Origin of the sequence: Streptococcus mitis, assembly GCF_026782895.1 — a bacterium.
Taxonomy (GTDB): Bacteria; Bacillota; Bacilli; order Lactobacillales; family Streptococcaceae; genus Streptococcus; species Streptococcus mitis_CB.
In genome coordinates, this window is record NZ_JAKUXJ010000001.1 from 123,264 (window position 1) to 142,565 (window position 19,302).

20 protein-coding genes are annotated in these 19,302 nt (G+C 40.3%); 17 read left to right on the forward strand and 3 right to left on the reverse strand.

The window, feature by feature from the left end; genetic code table 11:
- Positions 1 to 5 precede the first annotated feature (5 nt).
- Positions 6 to 1,346 carry a sodium-dependent transporter gene (locus MK480_RS00570; protein WP_261082184.1) on the reverse strand — a complete coding sequence of 447 codons (1,341 nt, stop codon included), beginning with the start codon at positions 1,344 to 1,346 and terminating at the stop codon, positions 6 to 8.
- Positions 1,347 to 1,593: 247 nt separating this feature from the next.
- Between MK480_RS00570 and MK480_RS00575 the strand changes: the two genes are divergently transcribed.
- Positions 1,594 to 2,334, forward strand: a complete 741-nt coding sequence (locus tag MK480_RS00575) for a MerR family transcriptional regulator (RefSeq protein WP_004256800.1) — start codon at positions 1,594 to 1,596, stop codon at positions 2,332 to 2,334.
- 41 nt (positions 2,335 to 2,375) lie between these two features.
- On the opposite strand, the gene aao is transcribed toward MK480_RS00575, so the two are convergent.
- The gene (gene aao / locus MK480_RS00580) at positions 2,376 to 3,551 is read right to left on the reverse strand and encodes an aminoacetone oxidase (RefSeq protein WP_004256803.1); all 1,176 of its coding nucleotides are present in this window, start codon (positions 3,549 to 3,551) and stop codon (positions 2,376 to 2,378) included.
- 57 nt (positions 3,552 to 3,608) lie between these two features.
- Positions 3,609 to 4,454, reverse strand: a complete 846-nt coding sequence (locus MK480_RS00585; protein ID WP_268707049.1) for a DegV family protein — start codon at positions 4,452 to 4,454, stop codon at positions 3,609 to 3,611.
- A gap of 124 nt (positions 4,455 to 4,578) precedes the next feature.
- On the opposite strand from MK480_RS00585, the gene MK480_RS00590 reads away from it, so the two are divergent.
- The 16 genes from MK480_RS00590 (at position 4,579) to MK480_RS00665 (ending at position 19,245) form a co-directional block, all read left to right on the forward strand.
- On the forward strand, positions 4,579 to 5,136 hold the full coding sequence (locus MK480_RS00590; RefSeq protein WP_000004135.1) for a TetR/AcrR family transcriptional regulator: 558 nt from the start codon (positions 4,579 to 4,581) through the stop codon (positions 5,134 to 5,136).
- Positions 5,137 to 5,154: 18 nt separating this feature from the next.
- Positions 5,155 to 5,622, forward strand: coding sequence for a deoxycytidylate deaminase (locus tag MK480_RS00595; protein WP_000136977.1), 468 nt, complete (start codon positions 5,155 to 5,157; stop codon positions 5,620 to 5,622).
- An 88-nt stretch (positions 5,623 to 5,710) separates the two neighbouring features.
- On the forward strand, positions 5,711 to 6,340 hold the full coding sequence (gene upp, locus MK480_RS00600; RefSeq protein WP_095726483.1) for a uracil phosphoribosyltransferase: 630 nt from the start codon (positions 5,711 to 5,713) through the stop codon (positions 6,338 to 6,340).
- A 173-nt stretch (positions 6,341 to 6,513) separates the two neighbouring features.
- Entirely contained in the window at positions 6,514 to 7,104 is a 591-nt protein-coding gene (gene clpP, locus MK480_RS00605; protein ID WP_057487259.1) for an ATP-dependent Clp protease proteolytic subunit ClpP, read from the forward strand.
- 78 nt (positions 7,105 to 7,182) lie between these two features.
- Entirely contained in the window at positions 7,183 to 7,470 is a 288-nt protein-coding gene (locus MK480_RS00610) for a YlbG family protein (RefSeq protein ID WP_033677580.1), read from the forward strand.
- A gap of 65 nt (positions 7,471 to 7,535) precedes the next feature.
- Complete coding sequence (locus MK480_RS00615; protein ID WP_268707050.1) at positions 7,536 to 8,696, forward strand: ABC transporter substrate-binding protein; 1,161 nt, start codon at positions 7,536 to 7,538, stop codon at positions 8,694 to 8,696.
- 221 nt (positions 8,697 to 8,917) lie between these two features.
- A complete protein-coding gene (locus tag MK480_RS00620; protein WP_000941421.1) occupies positions 8,918 to 9,787 on the forward strand; it encodes a branched-chain amino acid ABC transporter permease in 870 nt (289 codons plus the stop codon).
- 3 nt (positions 9,788 to 9,790) lie between these two features.
- Positions 9,791 to 10,747, forward strand: a complete 957-nt coding sequence (locus tag MK480_RS00625; RefSeq protein WP_000662290.1) for a branched-chain amino acid ABC transporter permease — start codon at positions 9,791 to 9,793, stop codon at positions 10,745 to 10,747.
- Positions 10,747 to 11,511, forward strand: a complete 765-nt coding sequence (locus MK480_RS00630; RefSeq protein ID WP_268707051.1) for an ABC transporter ATP-binding protein — start codon at positions 10,747 to 10,749, stop codon at positions 11,509 to 11,511. Before MK480_RS00625 ends, MK480_RS00630 begins: the two co-directional genes overlap by 1 nt.
- Positions 11,511 to 12,221: an ABC transporter ATP-binding protein gene (locus tag MK480_RS00635; RefSeq protein ID WP_000062200.1), complete on the forward strand. Its 711-nt coding sequence runs from the start codon at positions 11,511 to 11,513 to the stop codon at positions 12,219 to 12,221. Before MK480_RS00630 ends, MK480_RS00635 begins: the two co-directional genes overlap by 1 nt.
- A gap of 307 nt (positions 12,222 to 12,528) precedes the next feature.
- The gene (locus MK480_RS00640; protein ID WP_000268667.1) at positions 12,529 to 13,185 is read left to right on the forward strand and encodes a CBS domain-containing protein; all 657 of its coding nucleotides are present in this window, start codon (positions 12,529 to 12,531) and stop codon (positions 13,183 to 13,185) included.
- A gap of 108 nt (positions 13,186 to 13,293) precedes the next feature.
- A protein-coding gene (prfB, locus tag MK480_RS00645; RefSeq protein ID WP_142358055.1) for a peptide chain release factor 2 occupies positions 13,294 to 14,389 on the forward strand; the annotation gives its coding sequence in 2 pieces (ribosomal slippage) (positions 13,294 to 13,365 and positions 13,367 to 14,389; 1,095 coding nt in all).
- A 17-nt stretch (positions 14,390 to 14,406) separates the two neighbouring features.
- Positions 14,407 to 15,099: a cell division ATP-binding protein FtsE gene (ftsE, locus tag MK480_RS00650; protein ID WP_000022269.1), complete on the forward strand. Its 693-nt coding sequence runs from the start codon at positions 14,407 to 14,409 to the stop codon at positions 15,097 to 15,099.
- Positions 15,092 to 16,018 (forward strand): permease-like cell division protein FtsX, encoded by a 927-nt coding sequence (gene ftsX / locus MK480_RS00655; protein ID WP_000625545.1) that lies wholly within the window; start codon positions 15,092 to 15,094, stop codon positions 16,016 to 16,018. The genes ftsE and ftsX overlap by 8 nt, the downstream gene beginning before the upstream one ends.
- Before the next feature lie 179 nt (positions 16,019 to 16,197).
- Positions 16,198 to 18,378 (forward strand): PTS transporter subunit IIBC, encoded by a 2,181-nt coding sequence (locus tag MK480_RS00660; protein ID WP_212573847.1) that lies wholly within the window; start codon positions 16,198 to 16,200, stop codon positions 18,376 to 18,378.
- 51 nt (positions 18,379 to 18,429) lie between these two features.
- A complete protein-coding gene (locus tag MK480_RS00665; RefSeq protein ID WP_212573846.1) occupies positions 18,430 to 19,245 on the forward strand; it encodes an endonuclease/exonuclease/phosphatase family protein in 816 nt (271 codons plus the stop codon).
- The last annotated feature ends 57 nt before the right edge of the window (positions 19,246 to 19,302 follow it).

Sequence of the window (19,302 nt, forward strand, 5' to 3'; positions counted from 1 at the left end):
TTTGATTACATAAATTGGGCGATGAAGACCACGATGATGATGATTGGAATGATGAAACGAAGAAGGAAGAGCCAGACTTGGAACAGTCCCTGTTTCCATGCTGTTTCATCAAGATGGAGTTCCTCCATTGCAAGAGCCTTTTTAAAGATATAGCCTGTAAAAAGTGAAAGGCAGAGAGCTCCAAATGGCATAAGGAGATTGGAAACCAAGAAGTCCATAGCATCAAAGAAGGTCTTCCCAAAAATATGAACATCTGCCATAATACTGTAAGATAGGGCTGAAGGAATTCCAAAGACAAAGGTCAAAATTCCTAAAATGGCACTCCACATGGCACGCTTGCTGTTGTCCTGATTGGTGATATTGCCCACATTGATTTCCAGCATAACGACGGAAGAAGTGACCGTCGCAAAGAGGAAGAGCAAGAGGAAGAGGATGTAGAAAATGGTTCCAAAAGGCATCTTGTCAAAGAGTTGAGGCAAGACGATAAAGAGCAAGCTCGGTCCCCCTTCAGACTGGATATTGAAGGCTGACATGGCTGGGAAAATGGCTAGACCCGCCATGATAGATACTGAGATATTCATAGCTACAATGGAAATCCCTGACTGGACTAGATTGGTTTTCTTATCCAAATAAGAAGCATAGGTCAGCATGGCTGTAACCCCTAGTGAGAGGGCAAAGAAAGATTGTCCCAGAGCATAGAGGAGACCAGCACTTGTCAGCTTAGAGAAGTCTGGTTTGAGGAAGTAAAGAACCCCTTCCATGGCATTTGGCAAACTGAGAGAGCGCCCAATGATGACAACAAAGATGATAAAGAGCAGAGGCATCATGACTTTCGAAGCTCTTTCAATTCCTTTTTGAACCCCACGTGATACAATGAAGATATTCAATAGGATAAAGGCAGCTTGAGCTCCTAGAGCAATGGCTGGATTTGAAATGATTGAAGTAAATAATTGAGCATAATCACCCGTTCCACCAATTTGGAACAATTTTCCAAACTCAATGCCTAGATAGACTAGAATCCATCCTCCAATAACACTGTAGAAAGATAAGAGGATAAAAAGGGCAAAGGCACCAATCCAACCGATAAAGTTGTAATTACTATTCTTGCCTAGTTTTCCAAAGGTTTTGATAGCTGAAACACCAGCACTTCGGCCGAGGGCAAATTCAGCTAGCAAAAGGGGGAAACCGATTAAAATAGTGGAGATAAGAAAGACCAGTAAAAAGCCTCCACCGCCATTAGCAGCAGTCATGTAGGGGAATTTCCAAACAGCACCAAGTCCAATGGCTGAACCAGCAGATGCTAGGATAAAGCCCAATTTAGAACCCCATTGCGATTTTTCAGACATAGTTAAACTCCTAAAATTAGTGTTGCAAAAGAAAAAGCTACTGCCCTTGGCAAATAGCCTCATCAGTACTCAAGATGAGCGTTTCTTTTGATTGATAGACTTGACTATCCTATCATGTTTTCTAAGGCCTGTCAAGAAAACCATTTTCAAGCTTTTAGACCTTTCTTTAACAGTTTAAAAAATCTCATAAAAACACTTGACTCTGACCTAAGGGGAGGGGTTATACTATTAGTGGAAGGAGGAAATCATGTACCATATAAAAGAAGCTGCCCAGCTTTCAGGTGTCTCTGTCAAGACCCTGCACCACTACGACAAGATAGGCCTTCTGGTCCCTTTAAAGTCAGAAAACGGATATCGAACTTACAGTCAAGAGGATTTGGAACGCCTTCAGGTCATTCTTTACTACAAATATCTAGGTTTTTCTTTGGAAAAAATAGCAGAGCTGTTAAAGGAAGATAGATCAGATTTGTTGCCTCACTTGACCAGACAGTTGGACTATTTGACCAGAGAAAGGCAACATCTGGATACCTTGATTTCAACCTTGCAAAAAACCATTCAAGAACAAAAAGGAGAAAGAGAAATGAGCATTGAGGAAAAATTCGCTGGATTTAACTACCAAGACCATCAAAAATACCACCAAGAGGCGGTAGAGAAATATGGACAAGAAGTCATGGACCAAGCGCTGGAGCGCCAGAAAGGTCACGAAAACGAGGCTACAGCTGCCTTCAACCAAGTTTTTCAAGCTTTGGCACAAAATCTTCAAGCTGGTCTACCTGTAACAGCAACAGAAAACCAAGAAGAAGCTGCCAAACTCTTGCAAGCCATCCGTACTTATGGATTTGACTGCTCTATTGAGGTATTCGGTCACATCGGTAAAGGCTACGTCTACAACCCAGAATTTAAGGAAAACATTGACAAATTTGGACCTGGAACAGCCCAGTACACATCAGATGTGATTGCCCACTATGTCCAAACTCAGACAAAATAAAATCGGAGGAGTATTCTTCCGATTTTTCTACTATAGAGTTTTTAATCATAATGCAGGCTTCCCGCCACCCAGCCGGTACAGAGGGCAGAAGTGATGTTAAAGCCCCCCGTATGAGCATTGATATCCAGTACCTCGCCCGCAAAGTGGAGGCCAGGGACCAGCTTACTTTCTAGAGTTTTAGGATTGATTTCCTTGAGACTGACGCCACCCTTGGTAACAAATGACTTGGCAAGAGACATTTTACCAGTTACAGGGATTTTGAGATTTTTGATAGACTGGAGCAGTTGTTCGCGTTCCTTTTCAGTCAGTTGTTTGACTTTGTCAGGATAGCCTTGCACAAAAAATTCTGCCAAGCGTTCTGGAAACAAGTTTTTTGAAGCATTTTTCAAGGATTTTTCCCGATTCTCTTCTAGAAATGCAGCCAAGTCCTTCTCAGAAAGTTGAGGCAAAACATCTAGTGAGAGAACCTCCCCACCCTTGACAAAACTAGACATACGCAGGGCAGCAGGGCCTGACAAACCAAAGTGGGTAAAGAGCAAATCATGAGTGATGACATGCTTACCATAGCTTAGGGTCACATCGTCCAGTGAAATACCCTGCAAGACCTTGTGTGGAAAATCTGTCAACAAAGGACTTTCAGCAGCCTCAAGCTCGGTAATGGTGTGTTTAAAATGACGGGCAATCTCGTGACCAAAACCAGTCGAACCAGTAGAAGGATAGGATTTCCCACCAGTTGTGACAATGAGTTTCTCACAAGTGAATGTTTGGTCTGTGGATTTAAGGATAAACTGATTTTCTACCTTTTTAACCGAAACAATTTCTGTTTGAGTGAGAACTTGTCCGCCTAGCTCAGCGATTTTCTTTTCCAAGGCTTCAATAATGGTACGAGACTTGTCACTAGCCGGAAAGACGCGGCCGTGGTCTTCGACCTTAAGTTTAACACCATTTTCAGTAAAAAAGTTGATGATATCATGGTTATCAAATTGGGAGAAGACACTGTAGAGAAAGCGCCCATTTCCAGGGATGCCAGCTAGTAGGTCGTCCAAGCTACCATTGTTGGTCACATTGCAGCGTCCCCCACCAGTCCCAGCTAATTTTTTTCCAAGTTTCCGATTTTTTTCGATGAGGAGGGTTTTCTGTCCATAAAAGCTACTGGAAATCGTAGCCATCATACCAGCAGGACCTCCACCAATGACAATAGTATCAAAATGTTTCATAGCTCTATTGTACCACAAAAAACAAGAGATGATGGTCACCTCTTGTCAAGAATGCAATTAATCAATTTCATATCCCATCAGCAAACCGCCATCTTCCGCATAAAAACTGCAGAGACCAGATGTTGGGAGAATTTTAATATCCGCCTGTGGGAAGGTTTCATGGATTCGCTCTGAAAGCTGTTGGCAACATTTCTCGTTATTGCGTTGAGCCATGACAATACGGCCACCAGCATATCCAGCCTTGACTAATTCTTCATAGGCAGCTTGAACTGATTTCTTTGGTCCTCGTGCTTTTTGTAGCAATTCGAGAGTTCCAGTTTCACTAGCTTCTCCGACCATACGGATATTTAGAAGGCCAACGACCGTACCGATAAGCTTGCTCAAACGGCCGTTCTTCACCAAGTTATCGACTTTGGCTAGGACAAAAAGTAACTTGGTTTTTTCTTGATAGGCAGTGATAGCTTCAACCACTTCTTCAAAAGATAAGCCCTGGTCAATCAAGTCATTTAATTTTTCTACGAGCAAGTCAACTTCACCGCCAGCAGACAAACTATCAATCACATGAATCTTAGTATCAGGATGGTCTTCCAGATAAATATTCTTTGCTAGTTGAGCACTATTGTGGCTGCCAGAGAGAGTACCTGTGATGGTTACTAGGAAAATGTTTTTGGCTCCTTCAAATGCTCGCAAATAATCATCTGGGCTTGGACAAGCTGATTTTGAAGCTTCTGCGGTTGCATACATGGTTTCCATCATTTGGTCAATGTCAAGACTGGCATCATCAACAAAGACCTGATCAGCTACTTGAATGGTTAAGGGCACACTTACAAAGGTCGTGTCAATAGCTGGTGTTGCCAGCTGACGATAATCACAACCAGAGTCAGCAATAATCTTCCAAGTCATAGAAATTCTCCATCTTTGTCAGTTATACATTGACAAAGGTTCTGTCTTTTTTTACAATTATATCATGAAAACCCTTGAAACAAAAGCCTTATCTGTCTGTTGTGACAAGTAGAAAGAAAATGTTATGTCTGAACGTAGAATCTCTGAAAAGTCTCTTGAAAATCTCAGAAAATCAAACCAAGAATCCAATTTATTAACTAGAGAAGCCATCGAAACAGCCCTCTTGCAGCTCTTGGAAAAAAAGGACCTGACCAAGATTAGTATTTCTGAATTGGTCAAACGTGCAGGCGTTTCTCGTGCAGCCTTTTACCGTAATTATGATTCCAAAGAGGAGATTTTAGAAAGCGTCTTTAAACGAACTGTCCACAATATTATGGAACAGTTGCATCATTATGATTTAAAGACAGACCTTTATCTGGTCTGGGTTCACCTTTTCCGAGAGGCCAGAAAGGAAGCCAGAGTGATTCAATTGGCCTTGGATTACCATCTGGAAAAAATCTTTGTCCAAGCCATGCAGGAATTTTTAGAAAAATACCATGGGAAATCAAAAGGTGTCAGCTCTTATCTTCATTCCTTTTGGAGCTCGGCCATCGTTTCTGTCCTTCTAAAATGGATCAAGGATGGCATGAAGGTACCAGCTGAAAAGATTGCAGATTTAGGTTTACCATTTTTTAAAAAATAGAGAAAAAGGAGAAGAGATATGACTGAAAAAAGACTAGCATGGGATGAGTATTTTGCAGCCCAAGCCTTACTAATTGCCAATCGTTCCACTTGTAAACGTGCCAAAGTGGGCGCAATTTTGGTAAAGGATAATAAAGTTATTTCCACTGGTTATAATGGTTCGGTGTCAGGGACTGAGCATTGTATTGATCACGAATGTCTGGTCATCGAAGGTCACTGTGTTCGCACTCTTCACGCAGAGGTTAATGCCATTCTCCAAGGTGCAGAACGTGGGGTTCCCAAAGGCTTTACAGCCTATGTGACCCACTTTCCTTGTCTGAACTGTACCAAACAATTATTGCAGGTTGGTTGCAAGCGCGTGGTTTATATCAACCAGTACCGAATGGATGACTATGCCCAATATCTTTATCAAGAAAAGGGAACAGAATTGACCCATTTACCACTTGAGACAGTACAGGTAGCTCTTAAAGAGGCTGATCTAATGTAAAAAATATCAAAAATAAATGGTTTAGAAAGATTTTTAAACCGTTTTTTGGTATAATAAGAAGAATAAATTGAAAGAAGGAACTCCAAAAATGGGAAAAATTGAAGTTATTAATCATCCACTGATTCAACACAAATTGTCAATCTTGCGTCGTACAGATACTTCTACAAAAGCTTTCCGTGAGCTAGTAGATGAGATTGCAATGTTGATGGGATATGAAGTACTTCGTGATCTTCCGCTAGAAGATGTGGAAATCGAAACACCAATTACAAAAACAGTTCAAAAACAATTGGCTGGTAAGAAATTGGCCATCGTTCCAATCTTACGTGCAGGTATTGGGATGGTTGATGGGCTTTTGAGCTTGGTTCCAGCTGCTAAAGTTGGTCATATCGGTATGTACCGTGATGAAGAAACACTTCAACCAGTTGAGTACTTGGTGAAATTGCCTGAGGACATTGACCAACGTCAAATTTTTGTAGTAGACCCAATGTTGGCAACAGGTGGCTCAGCAATCTTGGCTGTTGATTCTCTTAAAAAACGTGGCGCATCAAATATCAAATTTGTCTGCCTTGTATCTGCTCCAGAAGGTGTTAAAGCCCTTCAAGAAGCTCATCCAGATGTAGAAATCTTTACAGCAGCCTTGGATGAATGCTTGAACGAACACGGTTATATCGTTCCAGGTCTTGGAGATGCTGGAGACCGCTTGTTCGGTACAAAATAACATCGAAAAGAAGAATGACTTGGAAAAGTATTTCCAGTCGTGAAAGGGGGTTGAATTTTTGATTCTGTCTAATGAAAGCAGAGCAAAAATTTGACCTTTTTTGACCTAGATATTATAATAGTCTTATCTTCAGTCATTTGACCAACAAAATTAAAACTCAAAAGGAGAAATAAATGATTCCTGTAGTTATTGAACAAACAAGCCGTGGAGAACGTTCCTACGATATTTACTCACGTCTTCTCAAAGACCGCATCATTATGCTGACTGGTCCAGTTGAAGACAACATGGCCAACTCAGTTATTGCTCAGTTGCTTTTCTTGGATGCCCAAGATAGTACAAAAGATATTTACCTTTATGTCAATACACCTGGTGGTTCCGTTTCAGCTGGCTTGGCAATCGTTGATACCATGAACTTTATCAAGTCGGATGTCCAAACTATCGTGATGGGGATGGCTGCATCTATGGGTACTGTCATCGCATCAAGTGGAGCAAAAGGCAAACGTTTCATGCTTCCAAATGCTGAATACATGATCCACCAACCAATGGGTGGTACAGGTGGTGGTACTCAACAAACCGATATGGCGATCGCTGCAGAACACTTGCTTAAAACTCGTAATACCTTGGAAAAAATCTTGGCTGAAAATTCAGGACAGTCAATCGAAAAAGTCCATGCGGATGCAGAACGTGATAACTGGATGAGTGCCCAAGAAACGCTTGAATATGGCTTTATTGATGAAATCATGGCTAATAATTCTTTGAACTAATGATTAAAGAAGGCAAACTCGACTGGGTTTGCTTTTTTTGGTATAATAGGGAGAGATTTCTTAGAAAGAGGATTTATCATGTTTGAAAAAGTCAATCGATCTGGCTTGATTATCTATCTTTACTATAATCGTGATGCCAAAAAACTGCAGGATTATGGAGATATTACCTATCATTCCAAGAAACATCGTTACTTACAACTCTATGTTCCAACTCAAGAAGTGGAGCAATTGGTCGGGCGCTTGAGCAAGGAAAAGTTTATAAAAAAAGTCAGAGTTTGTCATATCCAAGAGCTGGAAACCCCTTTTGTGGGCAATCTTTATCGAGAGGAAAACGTTATCATCGAAAAAGTTAAAGAAAAGTGTTGACAATTTTCTGATAATTCGGTATATTCTTAACATGCTATTTATTTAAGAAATAAGGAGACAAAAAGATGAAGAAAAAATTTGCCCTATCGTTTGTGGCGCTTGCAAGTGTAGCACTTCTTGCAGCCTGTGGAGAAGTGAAGTCTGGAGCGTCAAACGCTGCTGGTAACTCAGTAGAGGAAAAGACAATCAAAATCGGATTTAACTTCGAAGAATCAGGTTCTTTAGCTGCATACGGAACAGCTGAACAAAAAGGTGCCCAATTGGCTGTTGATGAAATCAATGCAGCAGGTGGTATCGATGGAAAACAAATCGAAGTAGTCGATAAAGATAACAAGTCTGAAACAGCTGAGGCGGCTTCAGTAACAACTAACCTTGTAACTCAATCTAAAGTATCAGCAGTCGTAGGACCTGCGACATCTGGTGCAACTGCAGCTGCGGTAGCGAACGCTACAAAAGCAGGTGTTCCATTGATTTCACCAAGTGCGACTCAAGATGGATTGACTAAAGGTCAAGATTACCTCTTTATCGGAACTTTCCAAGATAGTTTCCAAGGAAAAATTATCTCAAACTATGTTTCTGATAAATTGCAAGCTAAGAAAGTTGTTCTTTACACTGACAATGCCAGTGACTATGCTAAAGGGATTGCCAAATCTTTCCGCGAGTCATACAAGGGTGAAATCGTTGCTGATGAAACTTTCGTAGCAGGTGATACAGACTTCCAAGCAGCCCTTACAAAAATGAAAGGGAAAGATTTTGATGCGATCGTTGTTCCTGGCTACTATAATGAGGCTGGTAAAATTGTAAACCAAGCGCGTGGTATGGGAATTGACAAACCAATCGTTGGTGGTGATGGATTCAACGGTGAAGAGTTTGTGCAACAAGCAACTGCTGAAAAAGCATCAAACATCTTCTTTATCTCAGGCTTCTCAACTACTGTAGAAGTTTCAGCTAAAGCAAAAGCCTTCCTTGACGCTTACCGTGCTAAGTACAATGAAGAGCCTTCAACATTTGCAGCCTTGGCTTATGACTCAGTTCACCTTGTAGCAAACGCAGCAAAAGGTGCTAAAAACTCTGGTGAAATCAAGGATAACCTTGCTAAAACAAAAGACTTTGAAGGTGTAACTGGTCAAACAAGCTTCGATGCAGACCACAACACAGTCAAAACTGCTTACATGATGACCATGAACAATGGTAAGGTTGAAGCAGCAGAAGTTGTAAAACCATAATAGAAAATGTTGAAATAGGGAATGAGCCGCTGACTCACTCCCTGTTTCGATGTTTAATACTCTTCGAAAATCAAATTCAAACTTCGTCAACGTCGCCTTGCCGTACTCAAGTACAGCCTGTGGCTAGTTTCCTAGTTTGCTCTTTGATTTTTATTGAGTATAAGAACCTATCAAAAAGTGAGGGAAAACCCTCAAAATTATAATTAGAAAGAGTGAATCTTATGCTCCAACAACTAGTAAATGGTTTGATTCTAGGTAGTGTTTATGCTCTGTTAGCCCTAGGATATACCATGGTTTACGGAATTATCAAGCTCATCAACTTCGCCCACGGTGATATTTATATGATGGGAGCCTTTATCGGTTATTTCTTGATTAATTCTTTCCAAATGAATTTCTTTGTAGCGCTTATTGTAGCTATGTTAGCGACAGCGATTCTTGGTGTCGTGATTGAGTTCCTTGCTTACCGACCTTTGCGCCACTCCACTCGTATTGCTGTTTTGATTACAGCTATTGGGGTTTCTTTCCTATTGGAGTATGGAATGGTCTATCTGGTTGGTGCTAATACCCGTGCCTTTCCTCAAGCGATTCAAACAGTTCGCTATGATTTGGGACCAATTAGCTTAACAAACGTGCAGTTAATGATTTTGGCCATTTCCTTGATTTTGATGATTTTGTTACAAGTCATTGTTCAAAAGACTAAGATGGGGAAAGCCATGCGTGCAGTATCCGTAGATAGTGATGCAGCGCAATTGATGGGGATCAATGTAAACCGTACTATCAGCTTTACCTTTGCTTTAGGTTCTGCTCTTGCGGGTGCGGCTGGTGTTCTGATTGCCCTTTATTATAACTCTCTTGAGCCTTTGATGGGGGTTACTCCAGGTCTTAAGTCTTTCGTTGCTGCAGTACTTGGTGGTATCGGAATCATTCCTGGTGCAGCTCTTGGTGGTTTTGTAATTGGTTTATTGGAAACCTTTGCGACAGCCTTTGGAATGTCAGACTTCCGTGATGCCATTGTTTATGGAATCTTGTTGTTGATCTTGATTGTCCGCCCAGCTGGTATCCTTGGTAAAAATGTGAAAGAGAAGGTGTAAACGATGAAAGAAAATTTAAAAGTTAATATTCTATGGTTACTCCTTTTGTTAGCTGGCTATGGCTTGATTAGTGTACTGGTTTCAGTCGGAGTACTCAACCTATTCTATGTACAGATTTTACAACAAATTGGAATTAATATTATTCTGGCTGTTGGTCTCAACTTAATCGTTGGTTTTTCAGGACAATTTTCACTTGGGCATGCTGGTTTCATGGCGATTGGTGCCTATGCTGCTGCTATTATTGGTTCTAAATCACCAACCTACGGTGCCTTCTTTGGAGCTATGCTTGTAGGGGCTTTGCTTTCAGGAGCAGTTGCCTTGCTTGTCGGAATTCCAACCTTGCGCTTGAAGGGGGACTATCTTGCGGTAGCGACTCTAGGTGTTTCTGAAATTATCCGTATCTTTATCATCAATGGCGGAAGCCTTACAAATGGTGCGGCAGGTATCTTGGGAATTCCTAACTTTACAACTTGGCAAATGGTTTACTTCTTTGTCGTGATTACAACTATTGCAACCTTGAACTTCTTGCGTAGTCCAATTGGTCGTTCAACCCTTTCTGTTCGTGAGGATGAAATCGCTGCTGAGTCAGTTGGGGTTAATACGACTAAAATTAAAATCATCGCCTTTGTCTTTGGTGCCATTACTGCAAGTATTGCAGGGTCACTTCAGGCAGGATTTATCGGTTCAGTTGTACCGAAAGATTACACTTTCATCAACTCAATCAATGTTTTGATTATTGTTGTATTTGGTGGACTTGGTTCCATTACAGGTGCAATTGTTTCAGCTATTGTCCTTGGAATTTTGAATATGCTTCTCCAAGATGTTGCTAGCGTGCGTATGATTATCTACGCTTTGGCCTTGGTATTGGTAATGATTTTCAGACCAGGTGGACTTCTTGGAACATGGGAATTGAGCCTATCACGTTTCTTTAAAAAATCTAAGAAGGAGGAACAAAACTAATGGCATTACTTGAAGTAAAACAGTTAACCAAACATTTTGGCGGTCTAACAGCTGTTGGAGATGTGACTCTTGAATTAAACGAAGGGGAATTGGTTGGGCTAATCGGTCCAAACGGAGCTGGTAAAACCACTCTTTTCAATCTTTTGACCGGTGTTTATGAACCAAGTGAGGGAACAGTTACCTTAGATGGTCACCTTTTGAATGGGAAGTCACCTTATAAGATTGCCTCTTTGGGACTTGGACGTACTTTCCAAAATATCCGTCTCTTTAAAGATTTAACAGTTTTGGACAATGTTTTGATTGCTTTTGGCAACCATCACAAACAATATGTTTTTGCTAGTTTTTTGCGCTTACCAGCTTTTTACAAGAGTGAAAAAGAATTAAAGGCTAAAGCCTTGGAATTGCTTAAAATCTTTGATTTAGATGGTGATGCAGAGACTCTTGCTAAAAACCTCGCCTACGGACAACAACGTCGTTTGGAAATTGTTCGTGCCCTCGCTACGGAACCTAAAATTCTCTTCTTAGATGAACCAGCAGCAGGTATGAACCCACAGGAAACAGCCGAATTGACTGAGTTAATTCGTCGTATCAAAGATGAATTTAAGATTACGATCATGCTGATTGAACACGATATGAATCTGGTCATGGAGGTTACAGAACGCATCTACGTACTTGAATATGGTCGTTTGATTGCTCAAGGAACTCCGGACGAAATTAAGACCAATAAACGCGTTATCGAAGCTTATCTAGGAGGTGAAGCCTAATGTCGATGTTAAAAGTTGATAATCTTTCTGTACATTACGGTATGATCCAAGCAGTCCGTGATGTAAGCTTTGAAGTGAATGAAGGAGAAGTAGTTTCCCTTATCGGTGCCAATGGTGCTGGTAAGACAACCATTCTCCGTACCTTGTCTGGTTTGGTTAGACCGAGTTCAGGAAAGATTGAATTTTTAGGTCAAGAAATCCAAAAAATGCCAGCTCAAAAAATCGTGGCAGGTGGTCTTTCACAAGTTCCAGAAGGACGCCACGTCTTCCCTGGATTGACAGTTATGGAAAATCTAGAAATGGGAGCTTTCTTAAAGAAAAATCGTGAAGAAAATCAAGCTAACTTGAAGAAAGTTTTCTCACGCTTTCCTCGTCTTGAAGAACGGAAGAACCAAGATGCAGCTACTCTTTCAGGGGGAGAACAGCAAATGCTTGCCATGGGACGCGCCCTCATGTCAACACCAAAACTTCTTCTTTTAGATGAACCATCAATGGGACTTGCCCCAATCTTTATCCAAGAGATTTTTGATATCATTCAAGACATCCAGAAACAAGGAACAACCGTCCTCTTGATTGAACAAAATGCCAATAAAGCACTCGCAATCTCTGACCGAGGCTATGTATTGGAAACAGGGAAAATCGTTCTATCAGGAACAGGAAAAGAACTCGCTTCATCAGAAGAAGTCAGAAAAGCATATCTGGGTGGCTAAACTAGTCTGGGAGACTAGTTTAGGTTGCAGATAGAGATTGCGAAGCAATCATCATTATAGTCCAGGGGACCTTTTTAGTTGACAGATATAGATTGTAAAGCAATCTTTATCTACATTAAAAGGTTAATTTCTAATAATTGAAAAAATCGAATGAAATGTATCTTACCTTCATTCAGAGAGCTCTATTTCAGAGCTCTTTTTGCTAGCTTATTCATACTTTTCTGAATTTTGAAAAAGAAATGTAAGCGTTTGATAGATTTACAAAAAGATTGTATAATAGGGATAAGAATAGAAAAGGAGAAGTCTCATGGCAGTTAAAGATTTTATGACCCGCAAGGTAGTTTATATTAGTCCGGATACAACAGTATCTCATGCAGCAGATTTGATGAGAGAGCAAGGGTTGCACCGCTTGCCTGTTATCGAAAATGATCAATTGGTTGGTTTGGTAACTGAGGGAACCATTGCCCAAGCTAGTCCATCCAAAGCAACAAGTCTTTCTATCTATGAGATGAATTATCTTCTAAATAAGACAAAAGTAAAAGATGTGATGATTCGCGATGTTGTCACTGTTTCAGGCTATGCGAGTCTAGAGGATGCAACTTATCTGATGTTGAAAAATAAGATTGGTATTCTTCCTGTCGTAGATAATCATCAAGTATACGGAGTTATTACGGATCGTGACGTTTTCCAAGCCTTTCTTGAAATTGCAGGTTATGGTGAAGAAGGGATTCGTGTGCGCTTTGTTACGGAAAACGAAGTTGGCGTTCTTGGAAAAATTATTTCTTTGATTGTAGAAGAAAATTTGAATATCTCGCATACAGTCAATATTCCGCGTAAGGATGGTAAGGTGATTATCGAAGTTCAAATCGATGGATCAATTGATTTACCAGCCTTGAAAGAAAAATTTGAATCAGAGAATATTCAGGTAGAAGAAATCACTCGTACCTCAGCAAAAGTCTTGTAAGAAAGGAAGCCGAAAGGCTTCTTTTTACGTGTAATAAGGGATTAGAGCAAAAGATGGAAAGAAATGATAAAATATGCTATAATGAAATAATGTAAAAAAGGAGTATTTATGGACATTTCAGTAATTCGTCAGAAAATTGACGCAAATCGTGAAAAATTAGCTTCTTTCAGGGGGTCTCTTTGACCTCGAAGGTTTAGAGGAAGAGATTGCCATCTTGGAAAACAAGATGACAGAACCTGATTTTTGGAACGATAATATCGCGGCCCAAAAAACGTCGCAAGAATTAAATGAATTAAAAAACACCTATAACACCTTCCACAAAATGGAAGAGTTGCAGGATGAAGTCGAAATTTTATTAGACTTTTTAGCTGAAGATGAGTCGGTGCATGAAGAATTGGTTGAACAGTTGTCAGAACTTGCTAAGATGATGACCAGTTACGAGATGACCTTGCTCTTGTCAGAACCTTATGACCATAATAATGCCATCTTGGAAATCCATCCAGGATCCGGTGGTACTGAGGCTCAGGACTGGGGTGATATGTTGCTTCGTATGTACACTCGCTATGGAAATGCTAAAGGCTTTAAAGTGGAAGTATTGGATTACCAAGCAGGAGATGAAGCTGGTATCAAGTCAGTAACCTTATCATTTGAAGGACCTAATGCCTATGGTCTTCTCAAGTCAGAAATGGGGGTACACCGTTTGGTGCGAATTTCACCATTTGACTCTGCTAAACGTCGCCATACCTCTTTCACATCTGTAGAAGTGATGCCAGAATTGGATGATACTATTGAAGTAGAAATCCGTGAAGATGATATCAAGATGGATACTTTCCGTTCAGGTGGTGCTGGTGGACAAAACGTCAACAAGGTTTCCACAGGTGTGCGTTTGACACACATTCCTACGGGAACTGTCGTTCAGTCAACAGTCGATCGTACCCAGTATGGAAATAGAGATCGTGCCATGAAGATGTTGCAGGCTAAGCTCTATCAAATGGAGCAGGAGAAGAAAGCTGCGGAAGTCGATTCCCTCAAGGGTGAGAAAAAGGAAATCACATGGGGAAGTCAAATTCGTTCTTATGTTTTCACGCCATATACTATGGTAAAAGACCATCGAACTAACTTTGAAGTTGCACAAGTAGATAAGGTTATGGATGGAGACCTAGATGGTTTTATTGATGCCTATCTCAAGTGGAGAATCAGCTAAGATAGAAAGGAACTCACATGTCAATTATTGAAATGAGAGATGTCGTCAAAAAATACGACAACGGAACGACTGCCCTACGTGGTGTTTCGGTAAGCGTTCAACCAGGGGAATTTGTTTACATCGTAGGACCTTCAGGAGCTGGGAAATCAACCTTTATTCGTTCTTTGTATCGCGAAGTAAAAATCGAAAAAGGAAGCTTATCTGTTGCTGGTTTTAATCTGGTTAAAATTAAAAAGAAAGATGTTCCTCTCCTACGTCGTAGTGTTGGGGTTGTCTTCCAAGATTATAAACTGTTACCAAAGAAAACCGTTTATGAAAATATTGCTTATGCAATGGAGGTAATTGGAGAAAGTCGCCGTAATATCAAAAAACGTGTTATGGAAGTCTTAGACTTGGTTGGATTGAAGCATAAGGTTCGTTCTTTCCCAAATGAACTTTCAGGGGGAGAACAACAGCGTATTGCGATAGCGCGTGCTATTGTAAATAATCCCAAAGTATTGATTGCGGACGAACCAACAGGAAACTTGGACCCAGATAATTCATGGGAAATTATGAACTTGCTGGAACGCATCAATCTCCAAGGTACAACTGTCTTGATGGCTACCCACAACAGTCAGATTGTAAATACCTTGCGCCACCGTGTCATTGCCATTGAAAATGGCCGTGTCGTTCGTGACGAAGCTAAAGGAGAATATGGATACGATGATTAGTAGATTTTTTCGTCATTTATTTGAATCATTAAAAAGTTTGAAACGAAATGGCTGGATGACAGTAGCTGCTGTCAGTTCAGTTATGATTACTTTGACCTTGGTTGCAATATTTGCATCTGTTATCTTTAATACGGCTAAACTAGCTACAGATATCGAAAATAATGTCCGAGTAATGGTATACATTCGTAAGGACGTAGCTGATAATAGTGAGACCATTGAAAAAGAAGGTCAAACTGTTACAAATAACGACTACCATAAGGTATATGATGCTTTGAAAGGTATGTCAACCGTTAAAAGTGTTACGTTTTCAAGTAAAGAAGAACAATATGAAAAGTTGACAGAAACAATGGGGGACAACTGGAAAATCTTTGAAGGCGATGCCAATCCTCTCTATGATGCATATATCGTTGATACAAATACACCAAGTGATGTAAAGACAGTAGCAGAAGAGGCTAAAAAAATCGAAGGTGTATCAGAAGTTCAAGATGGTGGTGCTAATACAGAACGCTTGTTTAAGTTAGCCTCATTTATTCGTGTTTGGGGACTAGTTATCGCTGGATTATTGATTTTCATTGCGGTGTTCTTGATTTCTAATACTATACGTATCACCATTATTTCACGAAGCCGTGAAATTCAAATCATGCGTTTAGTAGGTGCTAAGAATGGCTATATCCGCGGACCTTTCTTGCTTGAAGGTGCCTTCATTGGTTTGCTTGGAGCAACACTTCCATCAGTTCTGGTATTTATTGTCTATAAAATGGTTTACCAATCTGTTAATAAGTCATTGGTTGGTCAGAACCTTTCAATGATATCACCAGAAGTATTCAGTCCACTGATGATTGCCTTATTATTTGTGATTGGAATTTTTATCGGTTCAATCGGATCAGGAATTTCAATGCGCCGATTCCTGAAAATCTAAAATAGAAGTATATTTGAGGAGATTTTAATATCTCCTTTTTTACTACAAAAATTTTAGAAAAAAGTCTACTTTTTTTTATAAAAGCCTTTACAAAAAAAATTAAAGTGGTATAATTGAATTATAGAAAGTGCAAACGTTTTCGTAAAACGTTTGCCTAAATAAAAATAAAGGAGATTTGAATGATGAAAGATACATTCAAAAATGTCTTGTCTTTCGAGTTTTGGCAAAAATTCGGTAAGGCTTTGATGGTGGTTATCGCGGTTATGCCGGCTGCTGGTTTGATGATTTCAATCGGTAAGTCTATCGTAATGATTAACCCAACTTTTGCACCACTTGTAGTTACAGGTGGAATTCTTGAGCAAATTGGTTGGGGGGTTATCGGTAACCTTCACATTTTGTTTGCCCTAGCAATTGGAGGAAGCTGGGCTAAAGAACGTGCTGGTGGTGCTTTCGCCGCTGGTCTTGCCTTCATCTTGATTAACCGTATCACTGGTACAATCTTTGGTGTATCAGGAGATATGTTGAAAAATCCAGATGCTATGGTCACAACTCTCTTTGGTGGTTCAATCAAAGTTGCTGATTACTTCATTAGTGTTCTTGAAGCTCCAGCATTGAACATGGGTGTGTTTGTAGGGATTATCTCAGGTTTTGTAGGGGCAACTGCTTACAATAAATACTACAACTTCCGTAAACTTCCTGATGCACTTTCATTCTTCAACGGGAAACGTTTCGTACCATTTGTAGTTATTCTTCGTTCAGCAATCGCTGCAATTCTACTTGCTGCCTTCTGGCCAGTAGTTCAAACAGGTATCAATAGCTTTGGTATCTGGATTGCCAACTCACAAGAAACTGCTCCAATCCTTGCACCATTCTTGTATGGTACTTTGGAACGTTTGCTCTTGCCATTTGGTCTTCACCATATGTTGACTATCCCAATGAACTACACAGCTCTTGGTGGTACTTATGACATTTTAACTGGTGCAGCTAAAGGTACTCAAGTATTTGGTCAAGACCCACTATGGCTTGCATGGGTAACAGACCTTGTTAACCTTAAAGGTACAGATGCAAGTCACTACCAACAATTGTTAGATACTGTTCACCCAGCTCGTTTCAAAGTTGGACAAATGATCGGTTCATTCGGTATCTTGATGGGTATGATCGTTGCTATCTACCGTAATGTCGATGCTGATAAGAAACATCAATATAAAGGTATGATGATTGCGACAGCTCTTGCAACATTCTTGACAGGAGTTACTGAACCAATCGAATACATGTTCATGTTTGTAGCAACACCTATGTATCTTGTTTACTCACTTGTTCAAGGTGCTGCCTTCGCTATGGCTGACGTAGTAAACCTACGTGTCCACTCATTCGGTTCAATTGAATTCTTGACTCGTACACCACTAGCAATTAATGCTGGTATTGGTATGGATATCGTTAACTTTATCTGGGTAACTGTTCTCTTTGCCGTAATCATGTACTTTATCGCAAACTTCATGATTCAAAAATTCAACTACGCAACTCCAGGACGTAACGGAAACTATGAAACTGCTGAAGGTTCAGAAGAAGCTAGCAGCGAAGTGAAAGTTGCAGCTGGTTCTCAAGCTGTAAACATTATCAACCTTCTTGGTGGACGTGCAAACATCGTTGATGTAGACGCATGTATGACTCGTCTTCGTGTAACTGTAAAAGACGCTGACAAAGTCGGTGATGCAGAACAATGGAAAGCAGAAGGAGCTATGGGTCTTGTCATGAAAGGACAAGGAGTTCAAGCTATCTACGGTCCAAAAGCAGACGTATTGAAATCTGATATCCAAGATATCCTTGATTCAGGTGAAATCATTCCTGAAACTCTTCCAAGTCAAATGACAGAAGCACAACAAAATACAGTTCACTATAAAGGTCTTACTGAGGAAGTATACTCAGTAGCCGATGGTCAAGTTGTTGCTTTGGAACAAGTGAAAGATCCAGTATTTGCTCAAAAAATGATGGGTGATGGATTTGCTGTAGAACCTGCAAATGGAAACATTGTATCTCCAGTTTCAGGTACTGTATCAAGCATCTTCCCTACAAAACATGCTCTTGGTCTTGTGACTGAAGCAGGTCTTGAAGTACTTGTTCACATTGGTTTGGACACAGTAAGTCTTGAAGGAAAACCATTTACAGTTCATGTAGCAGAAGGACAAAAAGTTGCAGCAGGTGACTTACTTGTCACAGCTGACTTGGATGCTATCCGTGCAGCAGGACGTGAAACTTCAACAGTAGTTGTCTTCACAAATGGTGATGTTATTAAATCAGTTAAATTAGAACAAACAGGTTCTCTTGCAGCTAAAACAGCAGTTGCTAAAGTAGAATTGTAATACACTTGAGGTTGGAAGCTGTTTTCCAACCTCTTGTTTTAGGAGAAAAACATGAAATTTTTAACACTCAATACTCATAGCTGGATGGAAAAAGAAGCCGAGGAAAAATTCCAGCTTTTGCTTGAAGATATTCTTGATAAAGATTATGATTTGATTTGTTTCCAAGAAATCAATCAGGAAATCACCTCGCCTAAGGTAGAAGTTAATGATCTCTATCAAGCTTTACCAGCAGCTGAGCCGATTCATCAAGATCATTATGTTAGACTTTTGGTTGAAAAGTTGTCAGAGCAAGGGAAAGATTACTACTGGACTTGGGCCTATAACCATATTGGTTATGACCGCTACCATGAAGGTGTGGCTATCTTGTCTAAAACACCTATTGAAGCAAGAGAAATTTTGGTTTCAGATGTGGATGATCCAACAGACTATCATACTCGCCGTGTCGCTCTAGCTGAAACTGTAGTTGATGGTAAGGAACTTGCAGTTGCCAGTGTCCACCTTTCTTGGTGGGATAAAGGTTTCCAAGAAGAATGGGCACGATTTGAGGCTGTCTTGAAAGAATTGAACAAGCCACTTTTGCTTGCTGGAGATTTCAACAACCCAGCTGGTCAGGAAGGTTACCAAGCTATTTTAGCTAGTCCATTAGGCTTACAAGACGCATTTGAAGTTGCTCAAGAGAAAAGTGGTAGTTATACTGTTCCACCAGAAATTGATGGCTGGAAAGGGAACACAGAACCCCTTCGAATCGACTATGTTTTTACTACCCAAGAGTTAGCTGTAGAACATTTACATGTCGTATTTGATGGCAACAATAGTCCGCAAGTCAGTGATCACTACGGCTTGAGTGCTATTTTAAACTGGAAATAATAACTGAAAAGAGGTTGGAATCACGAAATTCCAGCCTTTTTCTGACTAGAGAAGCTA